This is a genomic window from Aquimarina sp. TRL1 (genome assembly GCF_013365535.1).
GTDB classification, from domain to species: Bacteria; Bacteroidota; Bacteroidia; order Flavobacteriales; family Flavobacteriaceae; genus Aquimarina; species Aquimarina hainanensis.
Genome location: NZ_CP053590.1, coordinates 166,316 through 185,126 on the forward strand (window position 1 = coordinate 166,316; position 18,811 = coordinate 185,126).

The 18,811-nt window shown below is 35.9% G+C and carries 18 protein-coding genes; 13 read left to right on the top strand and 5 right to left on the bottom strand.

Annotated features, from left to right (window positions below; genetic code table 11):
• Positions 1-19: 19 nt before the first annotated feature.
• Positions 20-1,888 (bottom strand): SulP family inorganic anion transporter, encoded by a 1,869-nt coding sequence (locus HN014_RS00730; RefSeq protein WP_176027002.1) that lies wholly within the window; start codon positions 1,886-1,888, stop codon positions 20-22.
• Positions 1,889-2,185: 297 nt separating this feature from the next.
• Between HN014_RS00730 and HN014_RS00735 the strand changes: the two genes are divergently transcribed.
• The gene (locus HN014_RS00735; protein WP_176027003.1) at positions 2,186-3,946 is read left to right on the top strand and encodes a M14 family metallopeptidase; all 1,761 of its coding nucleotides are present in this window, start codon (positions 2,186-2,188) and stop codon (positions 3,944-3,946) included.
• Here HN014_RS00735 and HN014_RS00740 read toward each other — a convergent pair.
• Positions 3,938-4,534 (bottom strand): NUDIX hydrolase, encoded by a 597-nt coding sequence (locus HN014_RS00740; protein WP_176027004.1) that lies wholly within the window; start codon positions 4,532-4,534, stop codon positions 3,938-3,940. The two genes, HN014_RS00735 and HN014_RS00740, sit on opposite strands and share 9 nt — an antisense overlap.
• Before the next feature lie 7 nt (positions 4,535-4,541).
• Here HN014_RS00740 and pyrE point away from each other — a divergent pair, with 7 nt between their 5' ends.
• The gene (gene pyrE / locus HN014_RS00745; protein ID WP_176027005.1) at positions 4,542-5,195 is read left to right on the top strand and encodes an orotate phosphoribosyltransferase; all 654 of its coding nucleotides are present in this window, start codon (positions 4,542-4,544) and stop codon (positions 5,193-5,195) included.
• The gene (locus tag HN014_RS00750; RefSeq protein ID WP_176027006.1) at positions 5,196-5,588 is read left to right on the top strand and encodes an SRPBCC family protein; all 393 of its coding nucleotides are present in this window, start codon (positions 5,196-5,198) and stop codon (positions 5,586-5,588) included.
• Here the strand turns inward: HN014_RS00750 and HN014_RS00755 are convergent, their stop codons facing one another.
• Positions 5,589-6,320 (bottom strand): biotin--[acetyl-CoA-carboxylase] ligase, encoded by a 732-nt coding sequence (locus tag HN014_RS00755; protein ID WP_176027007.1) that lies wholly within the window; start codon positions 6,318-6,320, stop codon positions 5,589-5,591.
• Between the two features lie 91 nt (positions 6,321-6,411).
• Here HN014_RS00755 and rsfS point away from each other — a divergent pair, with 91 nt between their 5' ends.
• The 6 genes from rsfS to HN014_RS00785 all read left to right on the top strand — a co-directional run bounded on the left by rsfS (position 6,412) and on the right by HN014_RS00785 (position 11,207).
• Positions 6,412-6,783 carry a ribosome silencing factor gene (rsfS, locus tag HN014_RS00760; RefSeq protein ID WP_176027008.1) on the top strand — a complete coding sequence of 124 codons (372 nt, stop codon included), beginning with the start codon at positions 6,412-6,414 and terminating at the stop codon, positions 6,781-6,783.
• Between the two features lie 18 nt (positions 6,784-6,801).
• Positions 6,802-8,754: an ATP-dependent zinc metalloprotease FtsH gene (gene ftsH, locus HN014_RS00765; protein WP_176027009.1), complete on the top strand. Its 1,953-nt coding sequence runs from the start codon at positions 6,802-6,804 to the stop codon at positions 8,752-8,754.
• A gap of 118 nt (positions 8,755-8,872) precedes the next feature.
• The gene (locus HN014_RS00770; protein ID WP_176027010.1) at positions 8,873-9,484 is read left to right on the top strand and encodes an LUD domain-containing protein; all 612 of its coding nucleotides are present in this window, start codon (positions 8,873-8,875) and stop codon (positions 9,482-9,484) included.
• 1 nt (position 9,485) lies between these two features.
• The gene (locus tag HN014_RS00775; protein WP_176027011.1) at positions 9,486-10,289 is read left to right on the top strand and encodes a phosphatidate cytidylyltransferase; all 804 of its coding nucleotides are present in this window, start codon (positions 9,486-9,488) and stop codon (positions 10,287-10,289) included.
• Complete coding sequence (locus HN014_RS00780; protein ID WP_176027012.1) at positions 10,279-10,926, top strand: phosphatidylserine decarboxylase family protein; 648 nt, start codon at positions 10,279-10,281, stop codon at positions 10,924-10,926. Before HN014_RS00775 ends, HN014_RS00780 begins: the two co-directional genes overlap by 11 nt.
• A gap of 5 nt (positions 10,927-10,931) precedes the next feature.
• Entirely contained in the window at positions 10,932-11,207 is a 276-nt protein-coding gene (locus HN014_RS00785) for an acyl-CoA-binding protein (protein WP_176027013.1), read from the top strand.
• 362 nt (positions 11,208-11,569) lie between these two features.
• Here HN014_RS00785 and HN014_RS00790 read toward each other — a convergent pair whose 3' ends face one another.
• Positions 11,570-14,203, bottom strand: a complete 2,634-nt coding sequence (locus HN014_RS00790) for a valine--tRNA ligase (RefSeq protein ID WP_176027014.1) — start codon at positions 14,201-14,203, stop codon at positions 11,570-11,572.
• Positions 14,204-14,329: 126 nt separating this feature from the next.
• On the opposite strand from HN014_RS00790, the gene HN014_RS00795 reads away from it, so the two are divergent.
• Complete coding sequence (locus HN014_RS00795) at positions 14,330-14,710, top strand: DUF1573 domain-containing protein (RefSeq protein WP_176027015.1); 381 nt, start codon at positions 14,330-14,332, stop codon at positions 14,708-14,710.
• 87 nt (positions 14,711-14,797) lie between these two features.
• Here the strand turns inward: HN014_RS00795 and HN014_RS00800 are convergent, their stop codons facing one another.
• Positions 14,798-16,171: an aspartyl protease family protein gene (locus HN014_RS00800; RefSeq protein ID WP_176027016.1), complete on the bottom strand. Its 1,374-nt coding sequence runs from the start codon at positions 16,169-16,171 to the stop codon at positions 14,798-14,800.
• A 100-nt stretch (positions 16,172-16,271) separates the two neighbouring features.
• On the opposite strand from HN014_RS00800, the gene HN014_RS00805 reads away from it, so the two are divergent.
• From HN014_RS00805 to HN014_RS00815, 3 genes are all read left to right on the top strand, one after another.
• On the top strand, positions 16,272-17,498 hold the full coding sequence (locus HN014_RS00805) for a pyridoxal phosphate-dependent aminotransferase (protein WP_176027017.1): 1,227 nt from the start codon (positions 16,272-16,274) through the stop codon (positions 17,496-17,498).
• Entirely contained in the window at positions 17,461-18,468 is a 1,008-nt protein-coding gene (murB, locus tag HN014_RS00810) for a UDP-N-acetylmuramate dehydrogenase (protein ID WP_176031006.1), read from the top strand. The genes HN014_RS00805 and murB overlap by 38 nt, the downstream gene beginning before the upstream one ends.
• A 116-nt stretch (positions 18,469-18,584) precedes the next feature.
• Positions 18,585-18,791 (top strand): membrane or secreted protein, encoded by a 207-nt coding sequence (locus tag HN014_RS00815; RefSeq protein ID WP_176027018.1) that lies wholly within the window; start codon positions 18,585-18,587, stop codon positions 18,789-18,791.
• Positions 18,792-18,811 lie beyond the last annotated feature (20 nt).

An 18,811-nucleotide genomic window follows, 5' to 3' on the forward strand; every position in this document is an offset into this window, starting at 1 on the left:
TTTTATTTTTGGTAAGTTATTACTCTTCAATACTAGCCATCACATGATAGCGCGGATCATCAATATTGTGTTCTATAACACCTGCTAATCTTGGTGAAGCTTTAATCATAAGTGCCTGGCAGTCCTCACTAAGGTGTTTTACTTTTACTTTTTTACCTGCCTGCTCATACTTCCCTACCAGATTAAAAATTGCTTCTAAAGCAGAATGATCACTCACTCTGGATTCCATAAAATCAATTTCTATATGTTCCGGATCATTCGACACATCAAATTTACTATTAAATGCCTGAATACTTCCAAAAAACAAAGGTCCCCAAATTTCATATACCTTTGTTCCATCGTCTTTGACATGTTTTCTAGCTCGGATCTTTTTAGCATTCTCCCATGCAAATACCAACGCAGATATTATAACTCCAGCAATTACAGCTATCGCCAAATCAAATAAAACAGTTAATAAAGATACTGCGATCAATACAATGGCATCTGCCAATGGGATCTTATTAAGGATTCTAAAACTAGACCAGGCAAATGTCCCTATGACTACCATAAACATTACTCCTACCAAAGCTGCAATTGGCACTCTCTCTATCAGAGAAGAAGCAAATAAAATAAATAGCAACAAGGTTACGGCTGCTACAATCCCTGACAGCCTTGTGCGTCCTCCTCCTTTGATATTAATAATTGATTGTCCAATCATGGCGCAACCTCCCATTCCTCCAAAAAGTCCTGTGATGATATTAGCTCCTCCTTGTGCCAGACATTCTCTATTAGAGTTTCCTCTGGTTTCTGTCAACTCATCAATCAGATTCAGTGTCATCAGTGACTCAATCAATCCAATTGCTGCCAGAATCAAAGCATAAGGACCGATAAACCACAATGTCTCTAATGTCATCGGAACTTTTGTAAATATCGCTGATTGAAATTGAGGCAGTCCTCCTTTTAATCCTTCTCCCCCTCCATCTCTGATAAAACTACCTACAGTGGCGATGTCTTCCATTTTTCCAAAAATTACAATCGAAGAAACTACCAATATTGCGATCAGCGCTTCAGGAAGTTTAGTCGTTATCTTAGGAAGTCCCCACATAATAAGCATGGTTAGTAATACCAATCCTAACATCCATAATAACTCCTCAGCAGGAAGCCATTTTTTGGCTTTTCCTTTCTTTTTGACACTATACAGACCTTTTTCTTTGGTATTATAATTAAATGCGACCTCTTTGCTTGTAGCATCATATACCTGAAAAACATCTTTCCCTTCTTCTGGAACAATGATATACTTACTTTCTTTCGTTTGCAGATCTTCTAATCTATTTTTATTAAAGGCAAACAATACTTTATCCGTAAGTACTTCGTATACCTTATTATCTTCTCGAACTTCAAAACGTTTCTCTACTGAAGTTGTTACATACTTATCATTACCAAAAAGGTCTTTACTGCCTTCTTTAAACATTCCTAACTGAGACAGAAAAATCACAATAGCCAATCCGTTTACAAATCCCATCATTACCGGATGTGGGATTAATCTAACAAACTTCCCTAGTTTGAAAAGACCGGCCAGCATCTGAATACCTCCCATTAAAATAACTGTCGCGAAAAGATAATACAACCCTAGTTCCTCTCCCGGAGCCCCCATTGCATTTCCTTTAGCCACCAAGGTTACCATTACAACAGCTAAGGCACCGGTTGCTCCTGAGATCATTCCAGGTCTTCCTCCTGCTACTGCTGTAATAAATCCAATCATAAAAGCAGCATACAATCCTACTAATGGATCTACTCCTGCTACAAAAGCAAATGCTACTGCCTCAGGCACTAAGGCTAAGGCCACTGTTAACCCTGATAAGATATCATTTTTGGCATTTGCCATTCTTTTTCTCACAAATTCAGTCATGGTTGCATTTTTTTTAAGGCAGCAAAAATACAGCTATTTTATCGTCTTACAAGGAAATATGACGCTATCTAATGTTTAATTCTTATGAAAATGTTAATAAAACAAGATCCCATCAAAAACTTTTTATATTAGCCGGGATACCAAATACCTATAAAATATAAGGGGAGATCTATGATACGAATATCAGAAATATTGCAAGGATGGCAACTCTTCTTATGTATGGGTAAAAACATACCCTATAAAACGAATTTAGACGAATTCCATCGGGGATTGTAAAAAAACACTAAAAACAAACTGATGAAATATACTTTTACATTTTTCCAGTATACGCTTTTAATACTGTTACTTCTTACATCCTGTACAACGACTACAAATTCAGAAAAAAAAGATATTGATTTTACAACTACTTTTGAGAAAAGTAGAGGAACAGAAACTCCAACATATCAGGAAGTCATTTCATATTATAAGAAATTAGCCGATGCGTATCCACAAATTCACCTGCAAGAAATCGGAATGACTGATAGTGGTTTTCCACTTCATGTAATTAGTCTTCACGATAGTAACGAAACTCGTTTTGACCAGTTACGAAAAACGAAAAGAATTCTACTTATCAATAATGGAATTCATCCTGGAGAGAGTGATGGAATCGATGCTACCATACTGCTATACAGAGACATTGTTCAAGGAAAAATTCCATTTCCTAAGCATACCGCCTTAGTTACCATTCCTATTTATAATATAGGGGGCTCTCTGAACAGAAATTCTACCTCCCGTACGAATCAAAACGGTCCTAAATCCTATGGGTTCAGAGGTAATGCCAGAAATTTTGATCTCAATAGGGATTTTATCAAAAATGACACTAAGAACTCACAGGCTTTTAGCGAAGTATTTCACCTGGTACAACCGGATGTTTTTATTGACAATCACGTGAGTAACGGGGCTGATTACCAATACACCCTCACTCACCTGTTCACACAACACAATAAATTGGGAGGTCCATTAGGCACCTATCTACATCAAGAAATACAACCTACACTAACGTCCCTACTGGAAGAAAAAAAATGGGACATCACTCCTTATGTCAATGTATGGGGACAAACTCCAGACAAGGGGTTTACCCAGTTTATGGATCATCCAAGATATTCTACAGGTTATACCACTTTATGGAATACATTGGGAATGATGATCGAAACCCATATGCTTAAACCCTATAAACAACGTGTAGAAGGTACTTATGAATTGATGAAGTCGATGATTGATATCATAGAAAACGATCCTAAAAAAATCAAACAATTACGAGAACAGGCTTTTTCGTATTTTGACAAACAGACTACTTATCCTATCCAATGGAAAATAGATACGACCCGTCATAGTACATTTCTGTTCAAAGGCTATGAAGGAAAACGAATTCCCAGCACACTTACACAAGGTACTCGATTAAAATATTACCGAGAGCAACCCTATCAAAAAGAAATAACATATCGCGATTACTTTATCCCTTCCAAACAAGTAACCATTCCTGCATTTTATGTCATTCCTCAGGGATGGTGGAGAATAACGGATGCTCTAAAGAGAAATCAGGTTGCGTACCAACGTCTTTCCAAAGATACTACCATAACTGTAGAAACCTATAAGATACAATCTTATAAAACACGGAATTCTCCCTATGAAGGACATTACCTTCATTATGACACTCAGGTAAGCAAAAAAGAAAACACCATGACTTTTAGAAAAGGAGACTATCTGATTCCTACAGCTCAAAAAGCCATAAGGTATATCATAGAGGTATTAGAACCTGAAGCTCCTGATTCATTTTTTAATTGGAACTACCTGGATACGATTCTCCAACAAAAAGAAGGATTCTCTCCTTATGTTTGGGAAGACAAAGCTATCGAACTATTAGAAAAACATCCTGAACTAAAAGCGCGATTTATTGAAAAACAAAAAGACACTTCTTTTAGAAAAAACAGTTATCGTCAGCTAGACTGGCTTCATAAACAATCTAGCAACTATGAAAAAGCACATATGAAGTATCCTATATATCGTATTTTACGATAAATAATCCTGAGAAAAAAGCATTTTAATGTTCGCATATGAATCTTTTAATGCTTTTTTTGTCTTTTTTCTATTTTTCCACTTTACTTTATGGATGTCTTCTTCTATCTGAGGAGTTAATGTACCATTAAAAGCTGTTTTCATCTCAAACCAATAAGTAACTTTTAATCGGTATTCTCCATTTCGTTTAAAAACATGAAATGTTTTGTATAAAAACTTAGTTACCTCTAATCCGGTCACACCAGTTTCTTCTTCCACTTCTCTGATGGCAGCTGTTTCTATATCTTCTTTTCGTTCTACTTTTCCTTTAGGCAAATCCCATTTACCATTGCGATGAATAAAAAGAACCTCATTCTTAGCATTATACACTTTGCCTCCTCCTGCATAGACTACAGGTAATTTGGTATACAAATGTGCCAGCAGGCGTTCTTCTTTTTTATGATATAAATGATATTTCTTATCTGGATTTTGGATAAGATCTTCAATGATCTTTAAAAAATCCACTTCTTTTATAGGAAACGTCTGACAATCTGCTACAGACTTTTTAGTAGATAGAATAATTGGGGCGTTATTCACAAAAACTTTATACATTTGCACTATGATTTTTGATAAAAATACAGCAAAAAAAACAGCTGAATTATTGCTGCAAATTAATGCAATTAAATTACAACCGCAAGAACCTTTTACATGGGCTTCTGGTTGGAAATCTCCTATTTATTGCGACAATCGTATAACACTTTCATACCCTATTATCAGAAACTATCTGAGAGAGCATCTCGCTAAGTTTATCGAAGACGAGTATGGAAAGCCTGATGTAATCGCCGGAGTTGCTACCGGGGCGATTGGTATTGGAATGTTAGTCGCGGAACAACTAAACCTTCCTTTTATCTATGTGAGACCAGAAGCTAAAAAACACGGTCGCAAAAACCAGATCGAAGGGATCGTTCCCGAAGGAAAAAATGTAGTGGTGGTGGAAGATTTAATTAGTACAGGAAAAAGCAGTCTTAATGCAGTCAAGGCGTTGAAAGAAGTAAATGCCAATGTAAAAGGAATGATCGCCATTTTTAACTATGGTTTTGAAATTGCTAATCAGAACTTCGAAGAAGCATCTCTGCCGCTTCATACACTAAGCAACTATGAGAACCTTCTGGAACAGGCACTGGATACCAATTACATCACAGAGGAACAATTAAACACCCTGCAAGGATGGAGAACTAATCCTTCTGAATGGGAACCACAAATCAAAATTTAAATGAATCTAGAAAGCAATACTATTACTATAAATAAATCTCCGGAAGAGGTTTTTGAATTTTTGACTAAGGTTGAAAACTTTGAGCAAATCATGCCTGAGAGCAAACAAAATTTTGAAAAAATAAACGATTCCAGATTTCTTTTTCAATTAAAAGGAATGCCGGAAATTGTTTTAGAACAAAAAGAAAGTACCCCTTCTTCGCAAGTAGTACTTGGTGCGGCAAGCGATAAGCTTCCTTTTACTCTTACAGCTGATATCACTCCTTTGGAAGACGGAAAAAGCAGTACTAAACTAACCTTCGAAGGAAAATTCAATGCCATGATGGCAATGATGATAAAGAATCCGATCCAGAACTTTATCAACACACTTAGTGAGAACCTGGGTAAATTGTAATCAATATAATAATTGAAGCTCTTTAAGGTCAAATTCTCCTATAATTTCATCTTCCAAGAGCACCTGTAGTTTTCCTTGTTGTGTAACACTCTGGATAATTCCAACAAAAGAATCTCCCTCTCTGTCTTTGAACATAGAGGGTTTGTTTTTTCTAAACAAACATTTTTCATATTCTTGTTTCAACGACATAAAACCTGACACATCAAATGCAGTGAAGCGTTTTTCTAAAGCATACAAAAAAGAATGTAATACCTCTTCTACATTAAAATTTCTACCTGACAACATCGATAAAGAAGCTGCCCTTGGAAGATTTTCGAAATTTTTCTGATTCACATTAATCCCTACTCCGATAATAACACCAGTTAACCTGCCATTATTAACAATATTTTCTATTAAAATACCACATATTTTATATTTATCTGACAGAATGTCGTTTGGCCATTTGATTGACAATTTAGGTATCATGAATGTTTGCAACGCATCAAACACCGATAATGATACTAGCATTGAGATATAAAATTGATCCGAAGCTTCTATTTTCTGAATCGGCATAAAAACGCTACAGGTAAGATTTTCACCGGGATTACTCACCCATGAAGCTCCTAACTGTCCTTTCCCTGCCGTTTGCTCCCTGGCTAATACACAGACTTTTTCCACTAATTTGTCCTCTCTATTTAACCCTCTTAGAAATGAATTTGTAGAATCAATGGCATCAACTTTGATTATATGCATAAAAAAAATAGTGTAAAGTTTTATAATTGTCTGCCAATACAGACAGGTAAAAACGAAAAAAATAATAACTTTACACAAATTAAAAAAATGCATGATTAAAAAAGAAATTAGTACTGACCAATTAATAACTCAAATCATTAAAGGGATTGAAGAAGTTAAAGGAAGTGATATTAGCATTTTAGATTTACGAGAAATAGAAAACACTGTTTGTGAATATTTTATCATCTGCAACGGTACTTCGAACACCCAGGTTAATGCCATTGTGAACTCTGTACAAAAAACAGTAAGCAAATCTTTAAAAGATAAACCTTGGCATGTAGAGGGTAGTGATAATGCGGAGTGGGTTTTAATTGATTACGTCAATGTAGTGGTTCATGTTTTTCAAAAACACATTAGAGAGTTCTATGACATAGAGGGATTATGGGGAGATGCGAAGACTACTACAATAAATACAAATTTTTAAAAAAAGAAAGAGCGGTAAATGGCTAAAGAGAGTAAAAAACTAGAACCAAACAAAAAACCTAAGTTTAATGCTTACTGGATATATGCTATTATCATTGTTGGATTTTTAGCATTGAATTTTTTAGGAAGTAACGGTTGGGGAGCTGCCCCAAAAACCACTCCTTCCGATTTTCAGAAATACCTCAGCAATGGAGAAGTAGAACGAGTTGTTATTCTCAACCGAAGAGAAGCAAAGGTATTCCTTACCAACGAAGCAAAAGCACAAGAAAAACACACTAAAAAAAGAAGTAAATCTTTATTATCATCCGGATTAAATGAGCCTGATTATCAATTCGAATTTGGAGATCTTCAAAATTTCGAAAATGAAATCCAGCGAATTAAAACAGAAAACGGATTATCGACTCAAGTAATTTACGACACCGAAAGCAATGTATGGGGAGACATTTTAGTAACACTACTTCCCTTTGCACTTATCATTGGAGTATGGGTATTTATCATGCGTAGAATGAGTGGTGGTGCTGGAGGAGGTGCCGGAGGGCAGATTTTCAATATTGGAAAATCAAAAGCAAAACTTTTTGATCAAAATACAGATGTCAAAGTTTCTTTTGAGAATGTAGCCGGACTAGAAGGTGCTAAAGAAGAAGTACAAGAAATCGTAGATTTTCTTAAAAACCCTGAAAAATACACCTCATTAGGAGGTAAAATCCCTAAGGGGGCTCTTCTTGTAGGTCCTCCAGGAACCGGAAAAACCTTATTAGCAAAAGCAGTAGCAGGAGAAGCCAAAGTACCTTTCTTCTCTCTTTCAGGATCTGATTTTGTAGAAATGTTTGTGGGAGTTGGAGCCTCTCGTGTTAGAGACCTTTTCAAACAAGCCAAGGAAAAATCCCCAGCCATAATATTTATCGATGAGATTGATGCCATTGGTAGGGCTCGTGGAAAAAGTAATTTCTCCGGATCAAATGACGAACGAGAAAACACCCTGAATCAGCTCCTAACTGAAATGGACGGTTTTGGCACGAATACCAATGTAATTGTAATTGCTGCTACTAACAGAGCTGATGTATTAGACAAAGCCCTGATGAGAGCTGGACGTTTTGACAGACAAATATTTGTAGACCTGCCTGATATCAGAGAACGAAAAGAAATTTTCGAAGTTCACCTAAAACCTTTAAAAAAGGTAGAAAATGAATTAGATACCGATTTCATGGCCAAGCAGACCCCTGGATTCTCAGGAGCTGATATTGCTAATGTTTGTAATGAAGCAGCACTTATTGCTGCCAGAAAAGGAAACACAGCCGTAGGAAAACAAGATTTCTTAGATGCTGTGGACAGAATTGTTGGTGGTCTAGAAAAGAAAAACAAAATCATTACCCCAGAGGAGAAAAAAGCCATTGCTTTTCACGAAGCAGGTCATGCCACTGTTAGCTGGATGTTAGAACATGCTGCTCCCCTGGTAAAAGTAACTATTGTACCTAGAGGACAATCATTAGGAGCTGCCTGGTACTTACCAGAAGAACGTCTTATTGTACGACCAGGTCAAATGCTGGATGAGATGTGCGCAACACTGGGAGGACGTGCTGCAGAAAAAGTCATCTTTAATAAGATATCTACCGGAGCATTAAGCGACCTGGAAAAAGTAACCAAACAAGCAAGAGCAATGGTTACTATATATGGACTAAATGATAAGATAGGAAATATCACCTATTACGATTCTTCGGGTCAAAATGAATACGGATTTACTAAACCTTATAGCGAACAGACCAGTGAGCTTATCGATAAAGAAATCTCCAATATCATTGAAGAACAGTATCAACGTGCAATAAAACTGTTAGAAGAACACAAAGACAAGCTAACAGAATTAGCAGAAGTACTACTAGAAAAAGAAGTAATTTTTAAAGATAACCTGGAAGAAATCTTCGGAAAACGCCCTTTCGAAAAGGAAAAAGAAGAAACAACTGAAGACCCTTCATAGAAGTTTTTACTTGTTTTATCGTTTTAATTAAAAAAATCTTAACCTAACAAGAATATTAGGTTAAGATTTTTTTATCTTTGAACGTTTTGTAAAATCAAAGTAAGCAACCCCAATAAAAATGAGTCTATTTAGAAGATTATTTTCCTCAAAATCTAAATCAGACCAGAAGAAGAAAGATCAGCAAATTGATGATCGCAGTAAATATATGCCCGAAATCGACCTACCTGTAGATGAGAGCTTTATGCTTAATTTCAGGAAGAATGGAGGTAAGTTTCTTTATTGCGATAATGAAAATGAGATTCTGGATTCTTTTGACAATATCCTATTAGAGAATGATTGGTATGAAAAAAAAGTATTTTGTATAGAAAAAGGATTGGAACAAAAATTTTCAGGGTATAATTTAGAATTTACAAAAAACACCTCATCCTCTTTTTTCCTAGCTACTTGCGAATACTTGATTGCCGACACTGGTGCTATCCTGTTTTCTTCCAATCAGCTCGGAGAAAAGAAAATAACCGAACTTCCTGACAATTTTGTTATCCTTGCCGGAACAAGCCAGCTTGTACAAAATATAGGCGAAGGATTAAAAGGAATAAAAGAAAAAAACAAGAATGCCATACCAACCAATATCACTACCATCAAAAACTTTGAAACCCAAAAAGAAAAAGACTTCTTAAGCTACGGAAGTACATCAAAAAATCTATATTTGCTCCTGCTGGAAGACTTATAACATGAAGGAAATAATAACAAGGTCTTTATCTGGGTTTTTGTATATCCTTATATTGCTCCTATCCATTTTTATCTCTAGATACACCTTTATAGGCGTATTTTTTATTTTTGGAATTTTAAGCTTATACGAATTCCAGAAACTGATTCGCTATAATAAAATATGGCTCTATTTCCTATTTGCTTTTTTAATGTTGCTATTCAACAGCATTACCCTTCCTGATTATGTAGTACTCACTATACTATTACTGACAATAGCTACTGAAATTTTATTGATCAGGGACTTAATAAGCATACGGATTATTCCGATGTTCGAAAAAAAGAAATACCTAACAAGTATATTTTATCTAATAACCTCAATTATATTTTTAACCCAAATACCAATCTATAACAACAAGTATGAACCCATGATTATGGCGGGCTCTTTCTTTTTGATCTGGACCAATGATACATTCGCATATTTAGTCGGTAAAAACTTTGGAAAACACAAATTACTGGAACGCATTTCCCCTAAAAAAACAATAGAAGGTTTTATTGGTGGGCTTGTCTTCTCTCTACTGGCAGGATATTTAATTGCTACCTTTACAGAAACATTATCAACCGGAATTTGGTTGATTATAAGTGTAATTATGAGTATTTTTGGTTCTCTTGGAGATCTGATTCAGTCTAAGTTCAAAAGACAGGCTGGAGTAAAAGACAGCGGAGCAATTATGCCGGGACATGGAGGGATGTTTGATCGTCTGGACAGCATTATATTCGCCAGTCCTTTTTTATACTTGTTTTTACAAATTCTAAATTATGTTTCATAAAGAAGGCTATAAAATCATATCCATATCAATTGTCTTATTCTTAGGAATTAATCTTGCATCATATGTAGCATTACAAATAAGAGAATGGCAAGTAGCGATCCTGATTGTTACATTGATATTTTTATTTCTAATTCTTCAATTTTTTAGAAATCCAAAAAGAACAACAAAAGTAAATGACCTTTCTGTCGTATCTCCTGTTGATGGAAAAGTAGTTGTTATCGAAGAAGTTTTTGAAAAAGAGTATTTTCAGGAAAAAAGACTTCAAGTCTCTGTTTTTATGTCGCCAATCAATGTTCATGTTACCCGACACCCTATTAACGGAGACGTTTTATTCAGCAAGTATCATCCAGGAAAATACTTAGTTGCATGGCACCCTAAAGCTTCTGAAGAAAATGAGCGAACTACAGTGGTTGTAAAAAACGATCATATTGATGTTTTATATCGTCAGATTGCCGGAGCACTAGCCAAACGTATTGTCAACTATGCTGTAGAAGGAGAAAAAGTCACACAAGGTAGCGACAGTGGTTTCATTAAATTTGGCTCCAGAGTAGATTTATATCTGCCCATAGGCACCAAACTCAATGTATCACTCAATGAAAAAGTAAGAGGGGGCGAGAGTATTATCGCTAGTTTATAATTTATATGACGGAAGAAGAGAAAATAGATATTGAATTCAAAGAAGCATTCAGAAGGGCATCAAACACAAAAATACAATTACCGCCTGATATCATGCTTCACTTTTATGCATATTACAAACAAGCAAGCTTATCACAGGGCATGGGCATGCACTCCCCTTCTGGTAACAGCGAACTGAGAAATGCCTTTAAATTAAATGCGTTATTTCAGGTAAAACACCTCAGCGTAAAAGAAGCAAAATTAAAATATATAGAATTAGTCAATAAATACATCATTGACTGATTTAAAAGCATAAAAAAAGAGACTGAATACAACACACTTCAGTCTCTTACAATCAATCAATTTGTCGAAGACATACTAAAAAAAGTATTTGAAAACAAAGATTATCCCGAGAGCTATTAAAGCTTCTCGTATAGATTTTCTTATTTTATCCTAATAATGTTTTAACCAAAAAAACTGGCGTAAAAGATTATAAATCTTTATAAAACATTCTGTTACAAATATACAACCCACCCTATCTTACAATAGAATTTTTGCTGTTATATATTGGTTAAATTCCCAGTCAAGCTTTAACATTTTTTAAACAAAAAAGTTCGAAAAGCAACTACTTTCCGAACTTTATATAATCATCTTATGTTACTCTATTAGCTCTTTAGGCTAGCTAAACTCGATTTCAGTGTTTCTATTTTAGCTTCTGCATCCGCCTGTTTCTTACGCTCAACTTCAATTACTTTTTCAGGTGCATTATTAACGAATCGTTCATTCTGTAACTTCTTTTGTACAGATTTCAAAAACCCTTCAGTATACGCCAATTCTTCGCTCAACTTCTTTATTTCTTCATCTACATTAATCGCTCCTGACATGGGTACAAAATACTCATTAGATTTTACTCGGAAAGAAAGTGCTTTCTCTACCTTATCATCTACATAAGATATCGCAGAAATATTCCCCAGTTTAGCAATAACCGCATCAAATGCCGTACTAAACTTCTCATGATTCAATACTGACATCTCAATCTGCTCTTTAAAAGAAATATTCTTTTCCTTTCTTATTGTCCGAATTTCTGACACTACAGCTGCTGCGATTTCAAATTGCGCAATCAATTCCTTATTAACAGCCCTTTCTTTAGGCCATTCTGCTATAATTAACGCCTCTTCTTTGGTTCTATCCGAGATTTGATGCCATAATTCTTCTGAAATAAATGGCACGAATGGGTGAAGTATTTTTAGGTTTTCCTCTAACACTGCAATAACTTCCTTATATGTTTTCCCGTCGATTGGACTACCATATGCCGGTTTAATCATTTCCAGTAACCAACTACAGAAATCATCCCATACTAACTTATACGTAGTCATCAGCGCATCACTGATACGATACTTAGCATAACTATCCTCTAATTCCCTTAAGGCTTGCTGGAATCTGGAACGATACCACTCAAGTGCTATTCCTGAAGCTTCTGGCTGAGGAATCGTTTCATCTACCTCCCATCCTTTTATCAACCTAAAAGCATTCCATATTTTATTTACAAAACCACTTCCCTGCTTACACAGCTCTTCATCAAACATCAGGTCATTTCCTGCCGGAGAACTCAATAACATCCCTACACGAATACCATCTGCTCCATAACGATCAATCAAATCTAACGGATCCGGAGAATTCCCTAAGGATTTAGACATTTTACGTCTCTTCTTATCCCTAACAATCCCAGTCAGGTAAACATTGGTAAATGGTTTTTCTTTTCGATATTCATACCCCGCTATAATCATTCTTGCTACCCAGAAAAACAAAATCTCTGGAGCTGTAACCAAATCATTCGTCGGATAGTAATACTTAATTTCTTCATTATCCGGTTCCAGTATTCCATTAAATACACTCATTGGCCATAACCATGAAGAGAACCAAGTATCTAATGCATCAGGATCCTGAGTTAAGTCTGCATCTGACAAATCATTATTTCCTGATTTTTCTTTTGCCAACTTTAACGCTTCCTCTCTGGTTTCTGCTACTACAAAATCCTCTTTCCCTGTTCCGAAGTAATATGCAGGAATCTGATGTCCCCACCACAATTGTCTCGAAATATTCCAATCCCGCACATTCTCCATCCAGTAACGATATGTATTGACGAACTTCTCAGGAACCAGGTTTACCTCTTTATCCAATACTGCAGTAAGTGCTGGTGCTGCCAGATCTTTCATTTTTAAGAACCACTGATCACTTAACTTAGGTTCGATTACTGCCTTGGTACGCTCACTTGTCCCTACTTTATTAAGGTGTGTTTCTACTTTTTCCAGTGCTCCGATTGCTTCCAGCTCCTTTACAATCTCTTTGCGAACTACAAAACGATCTTTTCCTTCATAATGCAGTCCATTCGCATTGAGTGTCGCATCATCATTAAAAATATCGATCACTTCTAACTGATGCTTATCTCCCAGTACCTTATCATTCTGATCATGAGCAGGAGTCACTTTCAGACACCCTGTACCAAACTCCATATCTACATATTCATCTTCTATAACAGGAATTGCTCTTCCTACAACTGGAATAATCGCCTTCTTTCCTTTTAGGTGTGCAAATCGCTCATCGTTAGGATTGATACATATAGCTGTATCTCCCATAATAGTCTCTGGACGAGTAGTCGCAATTGTCAACGTTTCTTCACTCCCTTCCAGCTTGTATTTCAAATAATATAAATTCCCTTGTTTTTCTTCATAAATCACTTCTTCATCCGACAAGGTGGTCTTGGCCTGTGGATCCCAATTCACCATTCGATATCCTCTATAAATCAATCCTTTATTATATAAGTCTACAAAAACTTTTATAACAGAAGCGGATAAATTATCATCCATAGTAAAAGCCGTTCGCTCCCAATCACATGAAGCTCCCAGTTTTTTTAGCTGTTCTAATATAATTCCTCCATGTTTATGCGTCCACTCCCAGGCATGTTTCAAGAATTCTTCTCTGGTCAGGTCGCTTTTATTAATTCCTTCTTCTTTCAGCTTAGCTACCACTTTTGCTTCTGTAGCAATAGAAGCATGATCAGTCCCCGGAACCCAGCACGCATTATATCCTTTCAGACGTGCACGCCTGATAAGAACATCCTGAATTGTATTATTAAGCATATGCCCCATATGTAGCACTCCCGTGACATTCGGAGGAGGAATGACTATCGTATACGCCTCTCTATCATCAACTTCTGAATGAAAATAATTATTTTCCATCCAATAGTTATACCATTTATCTTCTACTGATTTTGAGTCATATTTGCCTGATGAAGCCATACTTTGGTCTGATTTTTGATTTTTAAAGTGCAAAAGTAATTATTATAAACGACAACAGGAAAGCCTTTTTAGGTTTTGAAGTTGCATAAAAAGTAACTACATTTACAAACAATAAAAACCTACACTATGAAAAATATAATGATGATTTTATTTGTTGCTTTATTAGGTACAACAATAAATGCACAAGAAGCCAAAGCGCAAATAAAATTCAAAACAGATGTTATCGATTATGGTGAAATAGAAGCTGGAAGCGATGGTATTCGCGAATTTGAATTCACAAATACAGGAAGCGCTCCTCTTATTATCTCCAGAGTATACTCTAGTTGTGGTTGTACTATTCCTGAAAAACCAAAGGACCCTATCGCTCCTGGAGACAATGGTGTCATCAAAGTAAAATACGACACAAAAAGAGTAGGTCCTATCAGAAAGACTATTACGGTTTATTCTAATGCAGAAGAATCCACAAAAGCTATAAAAATAAAAGGAACTGTACTCGCTAAGAAATAAAATTATTTTTAAGAAAACATAAAGAAGAGAAGAACCTATCAGTTCTTATAAAAAAAGCACCGATAAAATCGGTGCTTTTTTTTATTGCTATATTACTTTTTTAAGACGAAATGTATATGTCAGCTCCACTCCTAATCGTTCTATTCTTAACCGAATTTTCTTCCCTTCTTTGGAATAAAACAGATCATTAAGGTCCGATAACTTATACTCATCTGCATTTTTACCGTTAATCGCCAGTAAGACATCCCCCTTCTTCAAACCAACTGCTGCTGCCGAAGAACCTTTCCGCACATCAACCACTTCATATTGTTTTGCCAGGCTATAATGAAAATTAGATTTGTATTCTGTAAAACTCACCATATCTCCTTCTTCTTTTCCACCTCTTGTTTCAAAGCTAAAAGAAACCGCCGATTTAGAATTTCTCAGCTGTTTTTGTACCCGAACACCTGTATGCTGTATCGTCAGGCCACTCATATTATAGTAAAATGGTCTTTTGAAATACTTATTCTTTTTGAACCTGATTTTCTTATCCGGGTAATTAACAACAACATTAAATCTTTTCAACACACCTCCCCCCAGAGACCCCTGTCTTCTAAGTTTAGAAACTCCCCGAATATATAAGGAATCAGGAAAAGATGTCGTTACATTTTTAATTTTAAAATCCCCGATACGCAATCCTTCTACCTTTGTTTTCTTTCCATAGATATCTCCGTTAAACCCTTTTCCCAGGAAATCAACAAAAGAATTTTGAGGAATTCTGATGTTTTTTTTTGCATTCTCAAACAACCAAAGCGCAGAGCCCGAACCGGAATCCATCAATAAATTAAGATCCACCAGTCCCGTCGATGATTCATATCGTGCTTTGACATATGGTCGTTTACCATTATTAAAGTCCAAAACAGTATCATAGCATTTTTTACACTTTTTATATGTATAGGACTCCGGATTGTATACTTTCAATATTTTTGAGGCATAATTAACCTCTATCACAAAATTTTTAAAAAAGTCATACCCTATAATACCATGCACAGGAAACCCCATTCTAGAAGACAAATCAATACTATCATCAAACACCATATAAACCGTATGATTTCGACTTAGAGAATTCCCTATTTTTAATTGATTATTCACCGATTTGATCCCTTCCAGAGCATCTCCCCCTCCCAATCCTCTAAGTTTAATTTTAGAAATATTTTTCAGTTCTAAATATTTTTTGTTTTCCAGACTAAAAATAATAGTCGTTCCTACTCCTGTATCCAATACAAAAGATAATTTCTCTCCATTTAGCTCTACAGGAATCACAATCAAATTATTAGCAAGTTCAAATTTTATCTTGTCTTTTGTTAACTCCGAATCAAGCAAAAAACCTCTTTGTGAAAAAAGGAGAGATGTAAAAAAGAAAAAAAGAGTCAGTAATTTATAGGTCAAAAATTGATAATTTTCTTTGGGCATCGTATTCATTACAATGAATATAATAATTTACTTCAATTTTTAGCACAATAGTGCGCTATTTTTTAAAAATTTTAAGAAATTAGCGGCTATTTATTTTTAGATAAGACCAATGCCAATAGTATCGAGTAAAGGAAAAGCAATGCCGGAGTCGCCAATTCGAAAATTGGTTCCTTTTGCCGAAAAGGCAGAAAAAGAAGGCAAGCATATTTTTAGGTTGAACATCGGACAACCAGACATTAAAACCCCCATAGAAGCATTAAACGCTGTACGAAATCATACAGTAGAGGTTCTTAGCTATAGTCATTCGGCCGGGTTTAGAAGTTTCAGAGAAAAACTGGCTGCTTATTACTCCAAACACCAGATCGCGATCACTGCTGATAATGTACTGATCACAACAGGAGGAAGTGAAGCCCTTATATTTACTATGGGAAGTATTACTGATCCCGGAGATGAAATCATTGTCCCCGAACCTTTTTATGCTAATTACTACAGCTTTTCTACGCAGTCCTCTGTAACAGTAGTTCCTGTTATTTCCTCTTTAGAGAATGGGTTTAACCTTCCTGATATAGAAGAATTCGAAAAGTTAATTACTCCAAAAACAAAAGCAATCTTAATCTGTAATCCCGGAAATCCAACAGGATACCTATACAGTAAAGAAGAAATCAAAAAATTAGCAGACTTAGCCATAAAGTACGATCTGTTTTTGATCTCCGATGAAGTATACAGGGAATTTGTATATGACGATTCTAAACACTACTCTATATTACAAGACAATCGACTAGCGCAACATGCAATTGTAGTCGATTCCGTTTCCAAAAGATACAGTATGTGCGGAGCTAGAATCGGCTGCCTAATCAGTAAAAACAAAGATGTAATTGACACGGCTATGAAGTTTGCTCAGGCACGATTAAGCCCTCCGACATTTGCGCAAATAGCAAGTGAGGCCGCACTGGATGCCCCAGCGTCTTATTACACGGAAACCATTGCAAAATACAAAGCGAGAAGAGATACTCTTGTAGAAGGATTGCAAAACATTCCCGGGGTTAAGGTAAGTATTCCTGACGGTGCCTTCTATTGCATTGCAGAATTACCTGTAGAAGATGCTGAACATTTCTCTAAATGGCTATTAGATAAATTCCATGTTGACAACCAAACTGTTATGCTCGCTCCAGCTGCCGGGTTTTATTCCAGTAGAGACAAGGGGAAAAACCAGGTACGAATAGCCTATGTACTCAACAGAAGAGACTTATCACAAGCTACCAAAATATTACAGTTAGCTTTAGAAAAATATCAAAATGATGAATATAGAATACAAGAAGTCCCTCAAAAAGTATAATACTTTTGGCATCGACGTTACAGCTTCTGAATTCATCTCAATACAATCAGAAGGAGAACTCATCGAAGTACTTAAGCTACAAAAACCATTTTTTGTCTTAAGTGGAGGCAGTAATATGTTACTTACAAAAAATATTGAAGCCCTGGTTATTCACATGAACAATAAGGGTATTTCTGTAGAAAACACTTCTGACACTAGTGTACAAATTAAAGCCATGGCAGGAGAGAACTGGCATGATTTTGTACAGTATTGCGTAACCAACGATTATGGAGGATTGGAAAACCTTTCCTTAATCCCCGGTTGTGTAGGGAGTGCTCCTATTCAGAATATAGGTGCTTATGGAGTAGAACTCAAAGATTCATTTATACGCTGTTCCGCTATTCATATCAAAACAAGAGAAAAACGTATATTCACTAAAGAAGAATGTATGTTCGGATACCGAAATTCCATTTTCAAAAACGATATAAAAGGACAGTATATTATCACTAGTGTTACCTTTGAACTAACCCACAAAACCCATACGATAAATACTAGTTACGGCGCCATCGAAAAAGAACTGTCAAAAAATGAGATCGAGCAGCCCACAATTAGAGATATCGCCAATGCCGTTATCGCTATTCGCAAAAGCAAGCTTCCGGACCCAAAAGAAATTGGGAACAGCGGCAGTTTCTTTAAAAACCCTGTTATCCCAACCAAACTTTTTACAGAGATCAAAGCACAATATCCTGAAATCCCATCCTACCCTGTTGATGATCAAACCACCAAAGTTCCTGCTGGATGGCTTATAGAACAATGTGGTTTTAAAGGCAAGCGATGGGGAGATGCCGGAATTCATAAAAATCAGGCACTGGTATTGGTCAACTACGGAAACGCTACTGGAAAAGAAATAGTAGAAATTTCCCGCTCCATTCAAAAAGAAGTAGCTGACAAGTTTAATATCGTCCTGGAAACAGAAGTCAATATTATATAAATCAGCTCCACTTTCTGTGTTTAAAATTGTATCCCTGAAAGCGTTAATTTCAGTCGTGATATAGAACATCGTACATATTCTTTGTATCTTTGCACTTATTGTTATTATTTTATTAAATGAAATTACTTTTTCTTACCATTGGGATCTTACTAATTGCCTTTGCTGGAATTGCTATAAAAATCTGGGCTAAAAAAGATGGGAAATTTGCAGGAACATGCGCTAGTCAAAGCCCGTTTTTAAACAAAGAAGGAGAATCCTGTTCTTTATGTGGTAAAACTCCGGATCAATACGCCTCTTGTGATGATGCTGGTCACAGCAAATAATCCGCAAAAAATATTTCTGA

What these genes read in the sequence shown, in the direction of transcription:
- HN014_RS00730 (WP_176027002.1), bottom strand. Translation starts at nt 1,888, where the DNA reads ATGACTGAATTTGTGAGAAAAAGAATGGCAAATGCCAAAAATGATATC.
- HN014_RS00735 (WP_176027003.1), top strand. Translation starts at nt 2,186, where the DNA reads ATGAAATATACTTTTACATTTTTCCAGTATACGCTTTTAATACTGTTA.
- HN014_RS00740 (WP_176027004.1), bottom strand. Translation starts at nt 4,534, where the DNA reads ATGTATAAAGTTTTTGTGAATAACGCCCCAATTATTCTATCTACTAAA.
- pyrE (WP_176027005.1), top strand. Translation starts at nt 4,542, where the DNA reads ATGATTTTTGATAAAAATACAGCAAAAAAAACAGCTGAATTATTGCTG.
- HN014_RS00750 (WP_176027006.1), top strand. Translation starts at nt 5,196, where the DNA reads ATGAATCTAGAAAGCAATACTATTACTATAAATAAATCTCCGGAAGAG.
- HN014_RS00755 (WP_176027007.1), bottom strand. Translation starts at nt 6,320, where the DNA reads ATGCATATAATCAAAGTTGATGCCATTGATTCTACAAATTCATTTCTA.
- rsfS (WP_176027008.1), top strand. Translation starts at nt 6,412, where the DNA reads ATGATTAAAAAAGAAATTAGTACTGACCAATTAATAACTCAAATCATT.
- ftsH (WP_176027009.1), top strand. Translation starts at nt 6,802, where the DNA reads ATGGCTAAAGAGAGTAAAAAACTAGAACCAAACAAAAAACCTAAGTTT.
- HN014_RS00770 (WP_176027010.1), top strand. Translation starts at nt 8,873, where the DNA reads ATGAGTCTATTTAGAAGATTATTTTCCTCAAAATCTAAATCAGACCAG.
- HN014_RS00775 (WP_176027011.1), top strand. Translation starts at nt 9,486, where the DNA reads ATGAAGGAAATAATAACAAGGTCTTTATCTGGGTTTTTGTATATCCTT.
- HN014_RS00780 (WP_176027012.1), top strand. Translation starts at nt 10,279, where the DNA reads ATGTTTCATAAAGAAGGCTATAAAATCATATCCATATCAATTGTCTTA.
- HN014_RS00785 (WP_176027013.1), top strand. Translation starts at nt 10,932, where the DNA reads ATGACGGAAGAAGAGAAAATAGATATTGAATTCAAAGAAGCATTCAGA.
- HN014_RS00790 (WP_176027014.1), bottom strand. Translation starts at nt 14,203, where the DNA reads ATGGCTTCATCAGGCAAATATGACTCAAAATCAGTAGAAGATAAATGG.
- HN014_RS00795 (WP_176027015.1), top strand. Translation starts at nt 14,330, where the DNA reads ATGAAAAATATAATGATGATTTTATTTGTTGCTTTATTAGGTACAACA.
- HN014_RS00800 (WP_176027016.1), bottom strand. Translation starts at nt 16,171, where the DNA reads ATGAATACGATGCCCAAAGAAAATTATCAATTTTTGACCTATAAATTA.
- HN014_RS00805 (WP_176027017.1), top strand. Translation starts at nt 16,272, where the DNA reads ATGCCAATAGTATCGAGTAAAGGAAAAGCAATGCCGGAGTCGCCAATT.
- murB (WP_176031006.1), top strand. Translation starts at nt 17,461, where the DNA reads ATGAATATAGAATACAAGAAGTCCCTCAAAAAGTATAATACTTTTGGC.
- HN014_RS00815 (WP_176027018.1), top strand. Translation starts at nt 18,585, where the DNA reads ATGAAATTACTTTTTCTTACCATTGGGATCTTACTAATTGCCTTTGCT.